Genomic DNA, 15,041 nt, shown 5'->3' with positions numbered 1-15,041 from the left:
AAAGCTTCCTCGAAAATAACTTTTGTGTAGGTTCTAATTGAAGGACAATGGAACCTCCCAGAAAATTTCCAAGACTCTCAAACATCAGGATTTTGAAAATATCGGAAGTAATGCCATAAGGAATATTTGACACCACTTTGAAAGGAAATTTCGGAACTGCAAAATTCCTAAAATCACAACCGACAACTTGAACATTTCGGGCATCAGAAAATAATTTTCGTAAATGTTCAACCAAAGCTGTGTCGTTTTCAATAGCAACAACATTGTTGGCGATTTTTAATAAATGAACAGTAAGAAACCCCTTGCCTGCCCCAATATCTAAAACCGTATCCTGATTACTTATATTTGCTTGTCTTATTGCATCTTTTATTAGCACTTTATCAATAGTAAAGTGCTGACCCGTAAAACGAACGGGCAATTTCTTTTTTGTCATTAGTAACTTCTTACAGGATAATTTCGATATTTGTCTTTAGAATTTTCACACAAGCATAGCCTAGTCCATCAATCATAACTCCTACGATAGAACTTTTATTATCAGCCTCACTAACCACTCCCTCAAGCCCTTTCAATGGACCAAATATCACTCGAACAGCATTTCCAATTGTTAGATTAGCAACAATAGTTACCTCACTTTCTGCTTTTTCAAGCAAGAACTTCAGACGCTCAATTTGATAATCGGGAATAGGAGTTGCAAATTTCTTTTTATCCTCATCGGTACCAGGTAAAGCTAAGAGTTTGAAAATATACGATTGGCTGCGCAACCATTCTTCTTCATTTACTGTTGCACGAACAAACACGACCATTGGCATAATGAGTCGGTTGACTTTTTTCTTCCGGTCACTCCATTGATGTATTTCTTGCTGTATGGGAATATAAGTTTCGTAACCTGCCTTGCCCAATTGGGTAGCTGTTTTTTTCTCACAATTCATTTGAACAAGAACGGCAATCCAACGTTTTGGGCACGCTTCGCGGTCGTTTGTCCCATTGGCAAACGATTCTTCTCCCTTGTGGTATACATCTTGGACACACATATTCTTGCTATTTTTTTCATCTCCTTGTAGGAGATGAGTGTTCTCTATTATATAGTTAATAATTATGATATTATGTGTGTATTTGTATGAGTTTTGTCACACAAACAAGAGTATTAGGGAATTTTTCTGTCTAAGTATGAAAAAAAGTCCTTAAAAAAGAATTGAGTTTGCTAGAAAACAACTATTTTTGCAGATATATGCTCATCTCCTACAAGGAGATAGATATTTTACCTAAACAATTTGACACATCAACAAAAAAGGAGTCCATTGAATGACTCCTCTTGTATAATTCTTAATTACAGCAATTTCAGTATTTTGCGATTGGCTTTATCTATTACCTGTGTTTCTAAAGAAGCAAGATAAATTTGTGTGGTACTTTCCGAATCATGTCCCATCCCTTCGCTAATAATTGAAATCGGTATTCCTTCACTTCGTGCAATGCTAGCCCAGGAATGGCGGGCACAGTACATGGTCAATGGTATTGGCAAATTCAAATCCTTACCAATATTTTTGAGATTACGATTAATTAACGACTGTACATTTTGGTACTGTTTGCGCACATTTCCTTCAGGTCTTTTTATAATAGGCAAGAGATAGGGAGATATGGTAGAAGAAGAATATTTATTAACAATCTCCTGCATACAATGCTCCCATTGAATATTCAATAATTGCCCGGTCTTTTTCCTGCGATAAGTCAATACATTGCCCTTTAAATCCTTTTTCTGTAAATAGGCAATATCCACGAATGACATTCCCCGAGTATAAAAACTGAATAAGAATATATCACGAGCAAACTCTTTTGAAGCTGAATAACCTAAATCCAAGTTTTTTAGTTTTTTTATATGTTTTAGTGAAATGGCTCTTTTAACTGTTTTCTCGGAAGATGTAAATACACGCCTAAACAAATTTTTATTTTCAACAAATCCGTCATCAATCGCTTTATTATAAACGGCTCTCAGACGTTTCATATAAAAAGATATTGTGTTAGGAGAAAGAGATTTAGATTTAAGATGATATTCATATGCAAGCAGCAGGTCAGAATCCATATCTTCAAAATATAGATCCACTCCATTCCTGAATTCAGAAAAACTGTTAAGAGTAGATGAATATGTTTCACTCGTTCGATACTGTCCCTGTTTCCAAAATCGGCTAATCATATTATTCATATAGTTGAATAAAGTAATTTCCGAAGCTTGATTCTGAAACTCCTGTACTATGTCGTCCGTAGTGAATGTTTTATTAGAAGATAACAGTCTGTTAAAAATTTGCTGAAATCTTCTTTTGTCCCATTCTATTTTCTGTATGACAGTTGACAAGTAATTATATCTTGGCATATCCGCCTGACTAAACTCCAGATTACCGCTATATATATTCCATTCAGTAGTTTTTATTTTATAATCTGTCACAAATTGTCGAGGTACTCTCTTATATATTATTTGGTAGTATAAGCTACCTTCCTTTCCATCAACAGTTGACGGTCTAAACTTTACCTTTACTGATATCATAACTCAAAAATTTTACTTTGACAAGAAAAAAGCCTTCTCTTAGTTTTCAAAGGAAGGCTTATAAATAATTTAATCACGGTATATAAAGGAGTTCAAACTCCACTTTCCTTCTCCGTTCAATACTCGGCACAACCTTGCCTTTGTAACACCGGAAAGAAATGTACTCCTTATAGATATTTCTGTCACCTGCCTCCAGTTTCCTGACAAGAGTACTCTTGGGAATCTTTTTACTGCCTAAAAGCCGGTACGGACCGACATTATAAGCAAGCGTGGCCAGTAGCAGAGAGTCCTTTCCGAATTGCCTGAACATGGCGCAGAACTTGCGCAAATCCTTCCTGAGAAGTTCATCAGCCTGTTGCCTTGTCATGGTATGGGCAGAATACTTTTCCCCGGGTTGCAGGCAATGACCCCAACCTACATAGGGGTAATGCCGGGAAGAATGCCAGCCCTCAAACCGCTTGATGCACTCGACGGCAAGGCTGAACCTGTCCTGTTTCTCCTTTACCGGATTCTCCGCCCACAACGGTATGCTCCCGAAGCAGGCAATGGCGAAAAACGCCGCAAACAACTTTGCTCTTATTCCCATAGGCAGGTCAGATTCATTGTGATACGATGACGACAGGCAGTTCCTTGCCGCCGGAAGTAACCACGGTATCCTCGTCCTCCGTCTCATTGTTGAAATCGAAGGTCAGCTGAAAAAGCTGTGCCGGCTCGCTGTTGTCCTCAAAATAGATGTCGATACTCTGCTGGTCCTCACACTCCGAGGTGTAATAAAGGCGGAACACCTCCCTGTCCAGGGGATAACGGTCGTTGGGCAGCAACACCATCCCGTCGTCCATGCGCAGCTTGCCTTCACCGTCCGGCTGGAAATAACGGATGGTATATCGGGCATCAGAGAACCGTCCTTCACGTTTCAGTTCACAGCGGATTTCCACGGTTTCACCCTTCACAATACGTGTGGGAACCGGCATCGTCTCCACCGTAAAGGGATAGGACTGCTGCACGTCAAGGTCATCGCTGCACGAGGTCAGCATACCAAAGGTCAGGCCCATCAGGGCACATACAAGGGCATACAGCCCTTTTCTGTTCATATTAGGTTTCATATTCATTTCTTGTTTTAACGGTTTATAAAAAAATTACTGTTCAGGCGGAAAATTACTTTCAAGGTATTCGTTCAGGTCCTTGCATCCGGCATACAGGTCGGAACAGTCGTCAATCCTGTCACCGTAGCGTTTCCGGAGGACGGCCAGCGTCCTTCTTCCGGCATCGTCATTGTCCAGGTAGCACCGGATCTTCCCGTAATTGTCCAGATAAGGGAACGAGCGTTCAAGCAGGGACACCGAATTGAGGACCAGATAATCCTCACCGCGGCTGATGCCGAGTACCTTCCATGAAAGAAAGTCGATAAAGCCCTCAAAAAGGTTACAGGTAAGCGAGCCACCCCCGATAAGGGAAATGTCCTTGGGCGGCAGACACCATTTCATGAACCTGGTCCGAAGCTCATAGCCTCCGCCCATATTCCTGAAACCGACGGCAAAATACCGCTTGTCGTACAGACGGAACCGTATTTCCTCGCACTCCGCACGGGCAATTTCCTCTGGAATACCGCGTCCCTTCAGATAGCCGAGAAGTGCATTACAGCGCAAGGGACCGCAAACCACCTCTTCAAAGCGGGAAGGCTCCTTGTGCTTTTCTGTCCTGACACTTTCCTTTTCTCTTTTCTGTCCGGCATATTCAGGTATTGTGCCTCCATAAACTCCGGCGATGAACCTCGCCTGTGCCATGAAGCCGTCACTTCCTGAAAGTTCCCCCGCAAGGGTGAAGATGTCGCCTCCATGCCCGGTACCGAAGTCATGCCATACACCCTTACGGGTGTTCACATGGAACGAAGGTGTCCTTTCCTCACGGTACGGAGAAAGATACCAGCATTCGTCGCCGTGCCTTCTGACCGGCTCATGTCCCAAATGGGACAGGAATTCCTCAATGGGAATGCCTCTTATCATCTCTATATCCATAGGCGTCTAATTGATGATGAAACGGACTCCAACCCCGAACTGTGTCGTGAACTTTCCCAAAGAACTGCCCCAAAGCACACGTTCGCGCACATGGGCAAGCAGCACGATACGGTCCGTCACATAGCTTTCCAGCTCCAGCGTCAGGGCTCCGCCATAGACGAAGGCATCCCGGTGGGAAAGCATGGAACCGTCATACAGAACCTTTTCTCCCCAGTTCAATGTCTCATATCCCACCAGGGCAGAACCGCCGACAGAAAGGAAGAATATCTTCGCCGGGTCGGACAGGAACTTTAGGTAATAGCCGCCCTCGGCAGTAAACTGGGCCCGTGGAACGAAGGTCCCGCGATAGCCGTAGTTCTTCAGCAGGTATTCCACGCCAGCCACCCAATGGTTGGCCCTTTTCGTATATCCCGACACGGCAAAGCCCGTGTACCAGTCAACTGGTGATTTCAGGTTTCCGGCAAAGCCTCCCCTGAGTTCCACACCCTTCATTCCGGGAAGGTAACGCTGGGCGTATGCCTGCCCCGATGACAGGGCAAGCGATACGCATACGGCAAAAAGAAACAGATACTTCTTCATGGTCATTTCACTTTAAGTTCATTGATCACCCTCGCTCTCACGATGTCCTCACTCTCCACGGTGAAGGTCTGATGACGGCCTCCGCTCTTCTCGTGCATCTCCACTACCAGCATCTTGTCGGCGGGAATGGTGAACTTGTCAAAGACAAAGACGGTACGCTCGTCCTTTTTTCCGGCAACAGCCGTAGCATAGTTGTAGGCACGCAGTGGAAATATCACCTGCTCTTGGATGGCCGTGCGCTTGAGTACCTTCTTGTCCACGATCTTGAACGTCACGAAATCCACCTCATAAGGCACGTTGGACGTGTTCTTCACCTGGGTATGGAAATAAAGCAGCCCGTTATGGGTATAGAGTCCGCGCAGCAGGTACTGGATGCCGAACGCCTTGCTCCCGATATGCTTGATATGACGTCTGTTATCCTTGTGGATGGCCTTGGATATAAGGTGTACCAGCTTGGGCGACTCGCTGCCGAGTTCCTTCAGGTAGATGTCAAGGGCATTGTTCGGGCGGTTCACCTCGCTGCCGTCATGAACAAAATCGGCCATCTCGATGTTGAGCAGCAGAGGCTCGTCGGCATACTTCACATTGAAGGTGTAGAAACTTCCGCTTTCGGTAATCACCGACATGTTGGTCTCCTCACGGAAATTCTTTCTGGTAGCCTTTACCCTGATTACATTCTCAGAACCGTCCGCCTTGCCCGCAATCAGATTCGGAGAACCGAGATCCACGTAACGGACAGCCGAGGGAAAGATGATATGGGTCGTCTTGTCATACGTCACTTCCAGACCGTAAGGCGGAATCATCCGGTCAAAGGTGAGCTTTCTGGACAGCCCGTGATAGAGGTCGCCGTCCTCCTGCTGCGGATAGATATCCGCCTTCAGGGTCAAATCATTTACGGCCGTGGTATCAGCCGACTGTGCATGTGCACTTGCAACGCCGCCTGCGAGGGCAAGCATCAAAAGAATCTTTTTCATGTCTTTACTGTTTTAATGGGTTATTGATTGTTGTTCTGATAAAGCATCAGTCCGTAGCCTGATTTGAGGTGCACCTTCTCCTCGCGCATCTTTTTGGAGATGTACTGCGACACGCCCTGTATGGCCCCTCGTCCAAGCTCGGAGAGAAGCTGGTCGCCTGCCGACTGGTTGGTGATGGAGATGGTCGTGCCGAGATTCTGTCCCATGTTGGCGGCCACTTCCCTTACCGCATTCGCTTCCGTCGAACCGGGAATGAATATCCCGGCCTGTCCGTCACTGTCCAGCACGGTCAGTTCCACGGGAATGACATTGCCGTCATATTCGACCTGCAGGATTTCAATGCCAAGCCGCTCGCCCTGGATACGTCCCTCACCGGTCAGCAGGGTATTGCGGGGAAGCACATATCTTCCCACACGCATGGCTTCCAGCAGCCTGAGACGCACGCTTTGTCCGCTGATAATGGTCTGGTCGCCATGCACGCAGGCCCGTATGGTATTCCTCGCCATCTGTGTCCCGGCACTGCCCACAGCTGTATGGAAGCCGATATCCGCACCGGAAAGCAGCCTCGCGAACTGTACCGAATCGGTAAGAGGCTGAGGAAGGGACGACACGACCGGAGAGGACACCAGCCCGACAGGAACGGCTTTCGCATTCCTTTCTCTTGAGGGACTTTCCGTCTCCTGGCTGTCCGCTGTTCCCGTGCTGCCGCCCGAAGGCATATATTTGGCGGCAAGCTCATAGGACTTCTCCAGCAAAGCCACCTGTTCCTCGTAGCTCGGTCCGGCCGTCTGCGCTGCGGCAGCCTGTCGGAGCTGTTCCACCTCTGCTTTCAGGGCTTCTTTTTCCGGGTCTTCCTCCGGACTCTCATAAAAACTGCCGAGAGTGGCGTTGATGTCATTGTAAGCCGAGGCTGAAGAGGCGAAGGCTCCCGTCCTGCCGTTTCCTCCTGAATGGTACGCACGGTTTTCATTTTCACTTACAATGTCCTGCGCCGGTTCTGTTTCCGGAACATTATCCTGTCTGTGTCCATCGGCCATGGCGGAGAAGTCGGCCAGCGTACGCTTCTTCTCCTCCTGCCGGCGAATCATGTCCGCCTGCTCATAAGCAGCCATCTTGTCCGCCTCTATACCCGTACTTTTCGGATCGGGAAGTTCGGCATTGAAGCCCGTCTTCCTTTCCGCCTCCTTCCTGTCTTTTTCGGACGGGGCGAAAATTAGCCACATGCACCCGAGGAACAGCAGGAACATACCTGTGAAAACCAGATATTTCCTGATTTTCTGCTTCTGTTTCAATTTTTCTGCATCTGTACTCATAATCTTACTTGTTGAACTGGTTAAAAAACTCTTCCATCTCACGGACTTTCATATCGGAGAGAGTATCCGCAGGCACAAAGTCGGGAACTTCAAGCGGGGTTATCCTGATGATGTCCTGCCGGGCATCCTCCCGTCCGATGTCATAAATCGCACGGAAAATCATGTAGAAATTCACCAGCGCGAAAAGGGAAGCCATCACGATGACGGCGATTGCCCTCTGACGGGGTGTAAGCCTGTCACACAGGCCGTGCAGCCTGCCCCCGATACAATCCTTGAACTTTACATACATTTTTCTCATACATACATTGTTTTATCTGTCATACATTCTGATATCCCTGTTCTCCAGCACATGGAACCCTTCCAGGATGAACCCGTGCGGATTGTTGTCACTGCGGGTGGAATTCCGCAACCTGCCATGCGTGACAAGGCTGCGTTCCGTCACGCTCTTCTCACGGATGATGAAAAGACGTGCGTATGTCATGACATCATACGGATAGGTGTTGAAGTCGCATTTCACGCTGTCTATCTCGATACGCTGGCTGACATTGCCCGAAATGATACGGTTGTAGTAACCCTGTTCGGCCAAGTCACCGTAATGGGAGTAGGCGGAACGGTCGCTCAGGAACATGGCACGCTGCACGTTCCCCTCGATGGCACTCTTGTCAGGGGCCAGCGTGAAGAACAGCTCATGGAAACGTCTGACATGTTCCCTTGCCTCTACGGGACGGTTCTGCTCCAGGTCCTGCGAGAGGGCGAGCATGAGCGACTTCCCCTCATCCAGCACATAGATTTTCTGACGCTGGGCTTCGGCAAAACTGTATGCCTTCCACACGGAATAGCCCACAAGCAGGGTGCAGACACCCAGATAGACGATTCCGAACAGGCGCAGATGCCGGAAGCTGGTCTCGATATTTTTCAATGATTTGAATTCCATTCTTATTCGTTTTATGATTGTTACTTGATTAGTCTTCCGGCCACATTTCCTACAGTAGCACCTGCGGCACCGCCCACAATGGAGCCTGTCTTGGAAGCAGCCTGATTCACGTTCTTGCCGTAATTTCCTGCACCTCCACCGGCCTGCACGATCCAATTGGCTACGGTCGGAATCGTGAAATACCCGATGATGCCGATAATCAGGAACGTGATGTACACAGCATTGGAACTGTCCGGAATGAAGTTGGGGTCGGACAGCTGCTCGATGTCCCTCTGAAGCATCAGGGTCTGTATGCGTGCCAGCACGCTGCTGAAAAGATCGGAGACGGGCAGCCACAGATAGATGCTGATATAGCGGACAAACCATTGGCTCAGCGAGGCCTGAAAGCCGTCCCAGCACGAAATGGCAAAGGAAATCGGTCCGAGAATGGAAAGGACAATCAGGAAGAATGTCCTTAGCGTGTCCACCACAAGCGCGGCCGCATTGAACATCAGTTCCAGCAGCTCACGGAAAAAATTCTGCACGGACTTCTTCATGTTGTACATGGCACGGTCCACATACATACCGCAAGCTTCGATAGCGTCCAGAGCTCCCAGTTCATCCAGTTTGTTGTCAAAAGCCTCCTTGTCCACCAGGTAGGCCGTCTCGGGATTCCTCCGCATCGCCTCAATCTCCAGCTTGTCCTTCTGCTGCCGATACTCATTCATGTCAAAGGTTTGCGTCTCCAGAATCCTGTGCGTTCCGGTCACGACGGGTGACAAAATGCTGTTGAGCGTACCCAGCACGATGGTCGGAAAAAACATGATGCAGATACCCAGAGCAAACGGACGCAGCAAAGGGAACACGTCAATAGGTTCGGCCCTGGCCAGTGACTGCCAGACACGATACGCCACATAAAAGAGGGCTCCCAATCCGGCAAGGCCCTTGGCCACGCCGGTCATCTGCGAACAGAGCGGCATCATGTCCGTGTACAGACTTTGCAGGATCTGGTGCAGATTGTCAAAATTCACAGCCAACAATACCATAAGCAATCCTCCTTGAAATTACCAGTAGCGTTCGTTGGGTGAACCGTACAGAGCCATCACACGGTCAAGATCATTCTGTTTCTTGGCACGCAGGTACGACACGCCGATGTTCTTGTTGGTATAGTACTGCACCAGACTGCGGTATTGCAGCATGTCGGTATAACAGCGGTCGATGATGTCCATACGTTCCTTGTCGTTCATCGAAAGGCCGTTCTCGTTGACCACCGTCTTCAGGTCCGTCAGCAGATTGGCACTCTCCTCCAGCAGCTTCGTGTAGCCGAGGGCGATGGCACTCAGTTCCTCAGGGGTGAAATAAGGGTCACTGAGCATACGTTCATAACTGGTCACATAGATTTCCGTGATGTCGCCGACCATCAGGATGGTCTGCTGCACCTTGCGGGCATCGCGTACCAGATTCTTGACCTTCCGTAGGCCGTCATAATACTCCTTGCCTTGCTTGTAAATCTTGACCGTCTCCTGAAAATTCTTGACCATGTTGCTTGCCGTCGAGGAAGTGTGCACGATATTCTTGGCGGCATTGATGATGCCCTGGGCAAGATTCCCGGGGTCGGTCACTACCCATTGGGCGTGTGCCCTGCCTGCCGAAAGGAGGCAGATACAGCATAAGGCTGTCAGAATTCTTTTCTTCATGTCGTTAATCTTTAATGGTTGATAAATCTTTTCCGTTAGTTCAGAGTCCCATCTTGCGGCCTTTCGGCTTCGGACGGACGGTGATGTGCGGTTTTCTCCGCAGTGTTGTTTCCGAAGAGACCGTGCGGGCAGGCCTGATATTCCTAAAGAACTCGTCCGCATAGGGACGTCTGCCGGTCATCCTGACAAATCGGGCATCCAGTTCCCGGTAAGCCTTCTCCGCCTGTTTCCGTATCACATCCTCCGGACTGCTCCTGTCAATGCCGTATTTCACGAGAAAATCCGGGCGGATATGTATCGGGTCATGTACGGAACCCGGCGAGGCGGCAATACTGCCCAGCCTCTCCAGTTCCCCGTTCAGCTTGTCAAGGTATTCAGCCGGAGGACGGGGACACACACTTTCAAAAATCTTCTCCACCGCGTGTGTCAGTCTTGCATCCACCTCCAGAATGTCGGGTACTTCCCCCGTCTGCCTCTTCCGCAGGTATTCGTCAGGAGCCATCCCTTCAAGCTGATGGAACAGACGGTAATCCTCCGTGAGCCCGTAATACTCCTGTATGGAAAGAGGAATATTCCAGCCCTGCATCAGGGACCAGTAGAGGGATGACACGACCTCACGGCGTTTGCTTTCATTAGATTCCAGATCGCTATACATAAGTTCAGAAGTTTAATGGGTTGATAAATGATTTCACTTTTTCCTCTTGCTCTCGGCCAGCTGCTTGATTGCCAGCTCGATATTGCCACCCAGCTTCCGGGTAAGCCGCATTACTTCAAGCTTTTCCGTCTCCTCGGTCGTATAGGTGTAGTACTCTTCCGGCGAGACCTCGGTGGCATAGACCGCCGACTGTGTTCCGCCAAGACCTATCCACACTTCCTTGTACTTGCGGGACGGGCTGTTGGCCATGTTGATGGAGAGAATCTGGGCACGTTCCTTGTCGGTCAGCCCCAGCAGGGACTGGATTTCATCGAACTTGTTGACATACTTCCTCTGGTCCAACAAAATCTTGCAGTCGCTGTTGTTGATGATGGTTCCCTTGACGATGGGTGACGAAATAATATCTTCCACCTCCTGGGTAACGACAACAGCCTCTCCGAAAAACTTTCTGACGGTCTTGAAAAGGTAGCGGATATAGTTGCTCATATTGGCAGATGCCAATGCCTTCCAACATTCCTCAATAAGTATCATCTTTCGGATACCTTTCAACTTTCGCATCTTGCTGATGAAAGTTTCCATGATGATGATGGTGACAATCGGAAGCAGCACCTTGTTGTCACGGATATTGTCCAGCTCGAAGACAATAAACCGTTTGCCAAGCAAATCAAGCTGTCTGTCGGAATTCAACAGGAAGTCATACTCGCCACCCTTGTAATAAGGTTCCAGTACATTCAGGAACCCCCACACGTCAAAATCCTTCTCCCGTGTACGCTTGGTCTTCAGGATTTCCTGATACTCGTCGCGGATGAACTCATAGAAGGTGTTGAAGGACGGAACCACGGTACTGTCCGTGCGTATCTTCTCCAGAAAGAGATTGACCGCGTTGGAGAGTGCCACCTCCTCGGCACGTGTCGGCGGCTCGTCATCACGTTTCCACAGGGTAAGGATAAGCGTCTTGATAGACTCCTTCTTCTCGATGTCAAACGTACCGTCCTCTACGTAGAAAGGATTGAAGGCTATCGGATCGCTCTCCTCATAGGTGAAATAGATGCCGTCCTCGCCATGCGTGCGGGCATGGATAAGGCTGCACAGTCCCTGATAGGAATTTCCCGTATCTACAAGCAGTACATGTGATCCCTGTTCGTAATACTGGCGCACCATATGGTTGGTGAAGAATGACTTTCCGCTGCCCGAAGGTCCAAGGATGAACTTGTTGCGGTTGGTAATCGTACCGTTCTTCATCGGCAGGTCGGAAATGTCCAGATGGACTGGCTTCCCGGTCAAACGGTCCACCATGCGGATGCCGAACGGTGAAAGCGAATCCTTGTAGGACGTTTCCCCGATGAACAGGCACAGGGCCTGCTCGATGAAGGTGTAGAAACACTCCTCTGACGGGAAATCACCGGCATTGCCGGGAATGGCCGCCCAGAAAAGCGTCGGCACATCGACCGTGTTATGACGGGGCTTGGCCTCCATCAGGGCAATCTGACTGCCCACGTCGTTCTTGATACGCTTCAGCTTCTCCCGGTCGTCGCTCCATGCAAAGACATTGCAGTGCGCACGGATGGAAGTGAGTCCCTTGCTGTGCGCCTCGTTCAGGTACTCCTCAATCCATTCACGGTTGATCTGGTTGGAGCGGCTGTAACGGGACAGCGAGTGCATGTTGCGGGCGGTCTGCTCGAACTTCCGCAGGTTCTCCGCCGAATCGTCTATGAAGAGATACTGGTTCACGATATGGTTGCACGTGAGCAGTATCCCTATAGGCGCGGCAAAGGAGAGGCGGCAGTCGCTGCGGTCCGTGGACAGCCGTTCATAACGGCTGTCCGTACCCACGGATGACGGCAGGTCCTCCGTTTCGGAGAGGGTATGCAGGCAGAGCAGCTTGTCACCGACCTTCATTTCCCCGGCTCCGAGGGTGATGTCCTGCAGGCTGGTCGTGTCCTCCTGCGAAAGCGAGAAATACTTCTCGATGATTCCCGCGGAGGTTTCCGTACCGGTAATCTCTTCGTCCGTCAGCCTGACCATGCGGACCAGGCCGCTGTCGTTCACGATACGCTCGAACTGCCCGCAGCATTCCAAGAAGCGTGCGACGGTATCCTTGTCCTGCATCTCCTTGGGGATGATGAACCCGCGCGTGAGGGCATTGAAACTGCTTGTCGTGCGGCTATGTTCCTTCGTGGTCTTGGTCAGGAACAGATAGCAGGTATGGTTCAGGTACGGCCGTTCGTTGAAATGCCTTTCAAAGCTGCGGCTGAGGAAACTCAGGTCATCCCGGCAGATATCAGGTCTGTAGCTCTCCTCGATGAAGATGTCCTGCTTGTGGACGATGCTGTAGTTCGGCAGAACCCGCACTGCCTTCGCCCATGCGGAATGGAGGGCCTCGTACTCGGCGCGTGTCAGCGTGAACACTTCCGGAAGCTCCACCCTGTAGGCCACGGTAATGTCGGCATCCTTGCTGATGATGCACCCGTGCTCGACGGCCATCAGCGGAAACCGGCTTTCCAGCGTGGCGGCTTTCATTACATTTCTCATACATTACGTTTTTTCGGGGTTGGACAAATCAACCGGAGGAAACCCTTCCGGCTGATGATGTAGCGGGGATGGCGGCGCAACGCCTGCAATTTCATCAGTCCCCATTCACCGTATTTCGCGTTCAGGCGGAAAGTCACCCAGACAAGCACCGAGGCGCAGATGACACCGAAACCGATACATACCCACTGGTTGATGCCTGCCATGTACATGATGACAAACAGGACGAACAGGGCGAGCAGTCCGCCGGCGAAGATGAACAGGTACTGGCTTTTCAGCCCCTTGAACTCAGGGCTGCGGCCGATTCCCTTGTTGATAGGATACTCCGCCATAATCAGAGGAAGAATGAGCGTAAGATTGTGGCGGCTACGATTAAAAAGATACAGGCGCCGAACCAGCTGGCTGCCGTCTTGGAGGTGTCAGGATCTCCCGAGGAAAACTTGGAATAGACCTTAACGCCTCCGATAAGGCCGACCACGGCTCCGATGGCATAAATCAATTTGGTTCCCGGATCGAAATAGGAAGTGACCATGTTGGTGGCTTCAGTGATACCGCCGATACCGTTACCCTGGGCGAAAGCCCCTGTCGTTGCAAGCAGCATCATGGCTGCAAAAAAGAATCTTTTTTTCATGTGTCGAAACTTTTAATTGGTGAGACAAAAAATGATTTCAACCACGAATATATAACGCTTAATTCATTGATTTACAACACTGACGATGCGTGACATCGGGTGTCATTACGTTACATCGGAAAGGGATTTCCAAACGATATGAAAAAGAATTTTTGGCAGCCGCTTGAAATAAGGGAGAATATAAAAACGGGCACTCTCCATGAAAAAATAAAAACGCTGCAACTTGTCAGAATCAAAAAAGCGAAGTCTGAAAACCGGGCGGCTTTCAGACTTCGCTTCATGTCATGTGAACGCTGTTTACTCTGCTGCTGAATCGGAAGAGAAGACACGCTGTTTCCTCCGTTCCTCCTTTTTCTCTTTTTGCAGCTTCTTTTTGAATTCCATTTCCTTCAGAATCTGTTTCAGCGGCCTGACAGTTTCAGGCTGCTCACGCTTGAACCTCTTGTAGTAGATATCCTCTATGAACTGCGGAAGCGGAGCTTTCCACGGCTCCTGTCTGTGGTTATCAATCTTCCCGAGTTTGTCAGGATTCAGACCAAGTTCACGTGCCATCTGCACATGCCTGTCCGACAGATGGTGACGCTTCTGAGCCGCCATCCATTTTTCCAATATTGCTTTTGTTACTGCCATAATCATTCATTTTTTGCAAAGGTACGAATCTTGCCATTATGATAACGATATGACTATTTGTATTTTATCCGACGTCGTTTTCTGAAAATGAAGAAGGCACGCCGATATCACATCGACATGCCCCCAAAAATATGGCAACAAAAGAAACTATTAAACGAATTTACCTATATCGAAAACTTCTTTTTTCTTCGGAGTACCCCTGCGTCTTAAAAGCGGGTTTCCGGCTTCATCCAGATATTCGTTGAGCAGATGCCCGATTTTATGCTGGCATCCGATTTCGTTTTCAAGAAGATTCAATATTTCCGTACCGGATAACTTGTGATAGATTGTCATGCTCGCACGAAAAGCCTTCTGTTCATCCCGGGTAGCGGAAGTCAGCACTTCCACAACATTATTCATTTCCTCGAATGTCATTGCCGTGTTGAAATCAGGATCAGGCTCCGCACCCACCGGAGCCATAAGTTCTTCCTTTTCCTCCTTGGTCAACCCTTTGTTTTCCTGTACCACATCCTCGGGATTGATTTCTTCATCTTCTTCTATAGGTTCTCTAACCAATGGTTCGGAATGTG

General features: G+C 48.9%; 19 protein-coding genes. All 19 read right to left on the bottom strand.

Annotated features, from left to right (window positions below; all coding sequences use genetic code 11):
* Nucleotides 1-433, bottom strand: a 433-nt coding sequence (locus C1721_RS04940) for an rRNA adenine N-6-methyltransferase family protein (RefSeq protein WP_159063534.1), incomplete at its 3' end; no start/stop codon positions are given.
* 10 nt (nt 434-443) lie between these two features.
* A complete protein-coding gene (locus C1721_RS04935) occupies nt 444-1,031 on the bottom strand; it encodes a UpxY family transcription antiterminator (protein WP_102407388.1) in 588 nt (195 codons plus the stop codon).
* A gap of 296 nt (nt 1,032-1,327) precedes the next feature.
* Complete coding sequence (locus C1721_RS04930) at nt 1,328-2,536, bottom strand: tyrosine-type recombinase/integrase (protein WP_102407387.1); 1,209 nt, start codon at nt 2,534-2,536, stop codon at nt 1,328-1,330.
* A 73-nt stretch (nt 2,537-2,609) separates the two neighbouring features.
* Entirely contained in the window at nt 2,610-3,122 is a 513-nt protein-coding gene (locus C1721_RS04925; RefSeq protein ID WP_102407386.1) for a lysozyme, read from the bottom strand.
* Nucleotides 3,123-3,135: 13 nt separating this feature from the next.
* Complete coding sequence (locus tag C1721_RS04920) at nt 3,136-3,639, bottom strand: DUF3872 domain-containing protein (RefSeq protein WP_102409246.1); 504 nt, start codon at nt 3,637-3,639, stop codon at nt 3,136-3,138.
* A gap of 33 nt (nt 3,640-3,672) precedes the next feature.
* Nucleotides 3,673-4,551 (bottom strand): toprim domain-containing protein, encoded by an 879-nt coding sequence (locus C1721_RS04915; protein WP_102407385.1) that lies wholly within the window; start codon nt 4,549-4,551, stop codon nt 3,673-3,675.
* Nucleotides 4,552-4,557: 6 nt separating this feature from the next.
* Nucleotides 4,558-5,130 carry a conjugal transfer protein TraO gene (locus C1721_RS04910; protein WP_102409245.1) on the bottom strand — a complete coding sequence of 191 codons (573 nt, stop codon included), beginning with the start codon at nt 5,128-5,130 and terminating at the stop codon, nt 4,558-4,560.
* Between the two features lie 2 nt (nt 5,131-5,132).
* Nucleotides 5,133-6,104 (bottom strand): conjugative transposon protein TraN, encoded by a 972-nt coding sequence (gene traN, locus C1721_RS04905; protein ID WP_032944397.1) that lies wholly within the window; start codon nt 6,102-6,104, stop codon nt 5,133-5,135.
* A gap of 20 nt (nt 6,105-6,124) precedes the next feature.
* Nucleotides 6,125-7,417, bottom strand: coding sequence for a conjugative transposon protein TraM (traM, locus tag C1721_RS04900; protein WP_102407384.1), 1,293 nt, complete (start codon nt 7,415-7,417; stop codon nt 6,125-6,127).
* A 4-nt stretch (nt 7,418-7,421) separates the two neighbouring features.
* Complete coding sequence (locus C1721_RS04895) at nt 7,422-7,715, bottom strand: TraL conjugative transposon family protein (RefSeq protein WP_102407383.1); 294 nt, start codon at nt 7,713-7,715, stop codon at nt 7,422-7,424.
* Between the two features lie 12 nt (nt 7,716-7,727).
* Nucleotides 7,728-8,351 carry a conjugative transposon protein TraK gene (gene traK, locus C1721_RS04890; RefSeq protein WP_029426967.1) on the bottom strand — a complete coding sequence of 208 codons (624 nt, stop codon included), beginning with the start codon at nt 8,349-8,351 and terminating at the stop codon, nt 7,728-7,730.
* 20 nt (nt 8,352-8,371) lie between these two features.
* Complete coding sequence (gene traJ, locus C1721_RS04885) at nt 8,372-9,376, bottom strand: conjugative transposon protein TraJ (protein WP_032944415.1); 1,005 nt, start codon at nt 9,374-9,376, stop codon at nt 8,372-8,374.
* A gap of 18 nt (nt 9,377-9,394) precedes the next feature.
* Entirely contained in the window at nt 9,395-10,027 is a 633-nt protein-coding gene (locus tag C1721_RS04880; protein ID WP_029426970.1) for a DUF4141 domain-containing protein, read from the bottom strand.
* Between the two features lie 40 nt (nt 10,028-10,067).
* A complete protein-coding gene (locus C1721_RS04875; protein WP_072545501.1) occupies nt 10,068-10,682 on the bottom strand; it encodes a hypothetical protein in 615 nt (204 codons plus the stop codon).
* A 33-nt stretch (nt 10,683-10,715) separates the two neighbouring features.
* The gene (locus tag C1721_RS04870) at nt 10,716-13,214 is read right to left on the bottom strand and encodes a TraG family conjugative transposon ATPase (protein WP_102407382.1); all 2,499 of its coding nucleotides are present in this window, start codon (nt 13,212-13,214) and stop codon (nt 10,716-10,718) included.
* Nucleotides 13,211-13,543, bottom strand: coding sequence for a DUF4133 domain-containing protein (locus C1721_RS04865; protein WP_102407381.1), 333 nt, complete (start codon nt 13,541-13,543; stop codon nt 13,211-13,213). Before C1721_RS04865 ends, C1721_RS04870 begins: the two co-directional genes overlap by 4 nt.
* 2 nt (nt 13,544-13,545) lie before the next feature.
* On the bottom strand, nt 13,546-13,842 hold the full coding sequence (locus C1721_RS04860) for a DUF4134 domain-containing protein (RefSeq protein ID WP_005801791.1): 297 nt from the start codon (nt 13,840-13,842) through the stop codon (nt 13,546-13,548).
* 297 nt (nt 13,843-14,139) lie between these two features.
* Nucleotides 14,140-14,472, bottom strand: a complete 333-nt coding sequence (locus C1721_RS04855; protein WP_102409244.1) for a hypothetical protein — start codon at nt 14,470-14,472, stop codon at nt 14,140-14,142.
* Nucleotides 14,473-14,622: 150 nt separating this feature from the next.
* The coding region (locus C1721_RS04850; protein WP_159063533.1) for a DUF4122 family protein at nt 14,623-15,041 on the bottom strand (419 nt) is incomplete at its 5' end.

Origin of the sequence: Parabacteroides bouchesdurhonensis (genome assembly GCF_900186615.1) — a bacterium.
GTDB classification, from domain to species: Bacteria; Bacteroidota; Bacteroidia; order Bacteroidales; family Tannerellaceae; genus Parabacteroides; species Parabacteroides bouchesdurhonensis.
The sequence above is the reverse complement of the archived record's forward strand: the minus strand, read 5'-3'. Positions and strand labels throughout refer to the sequence as shown.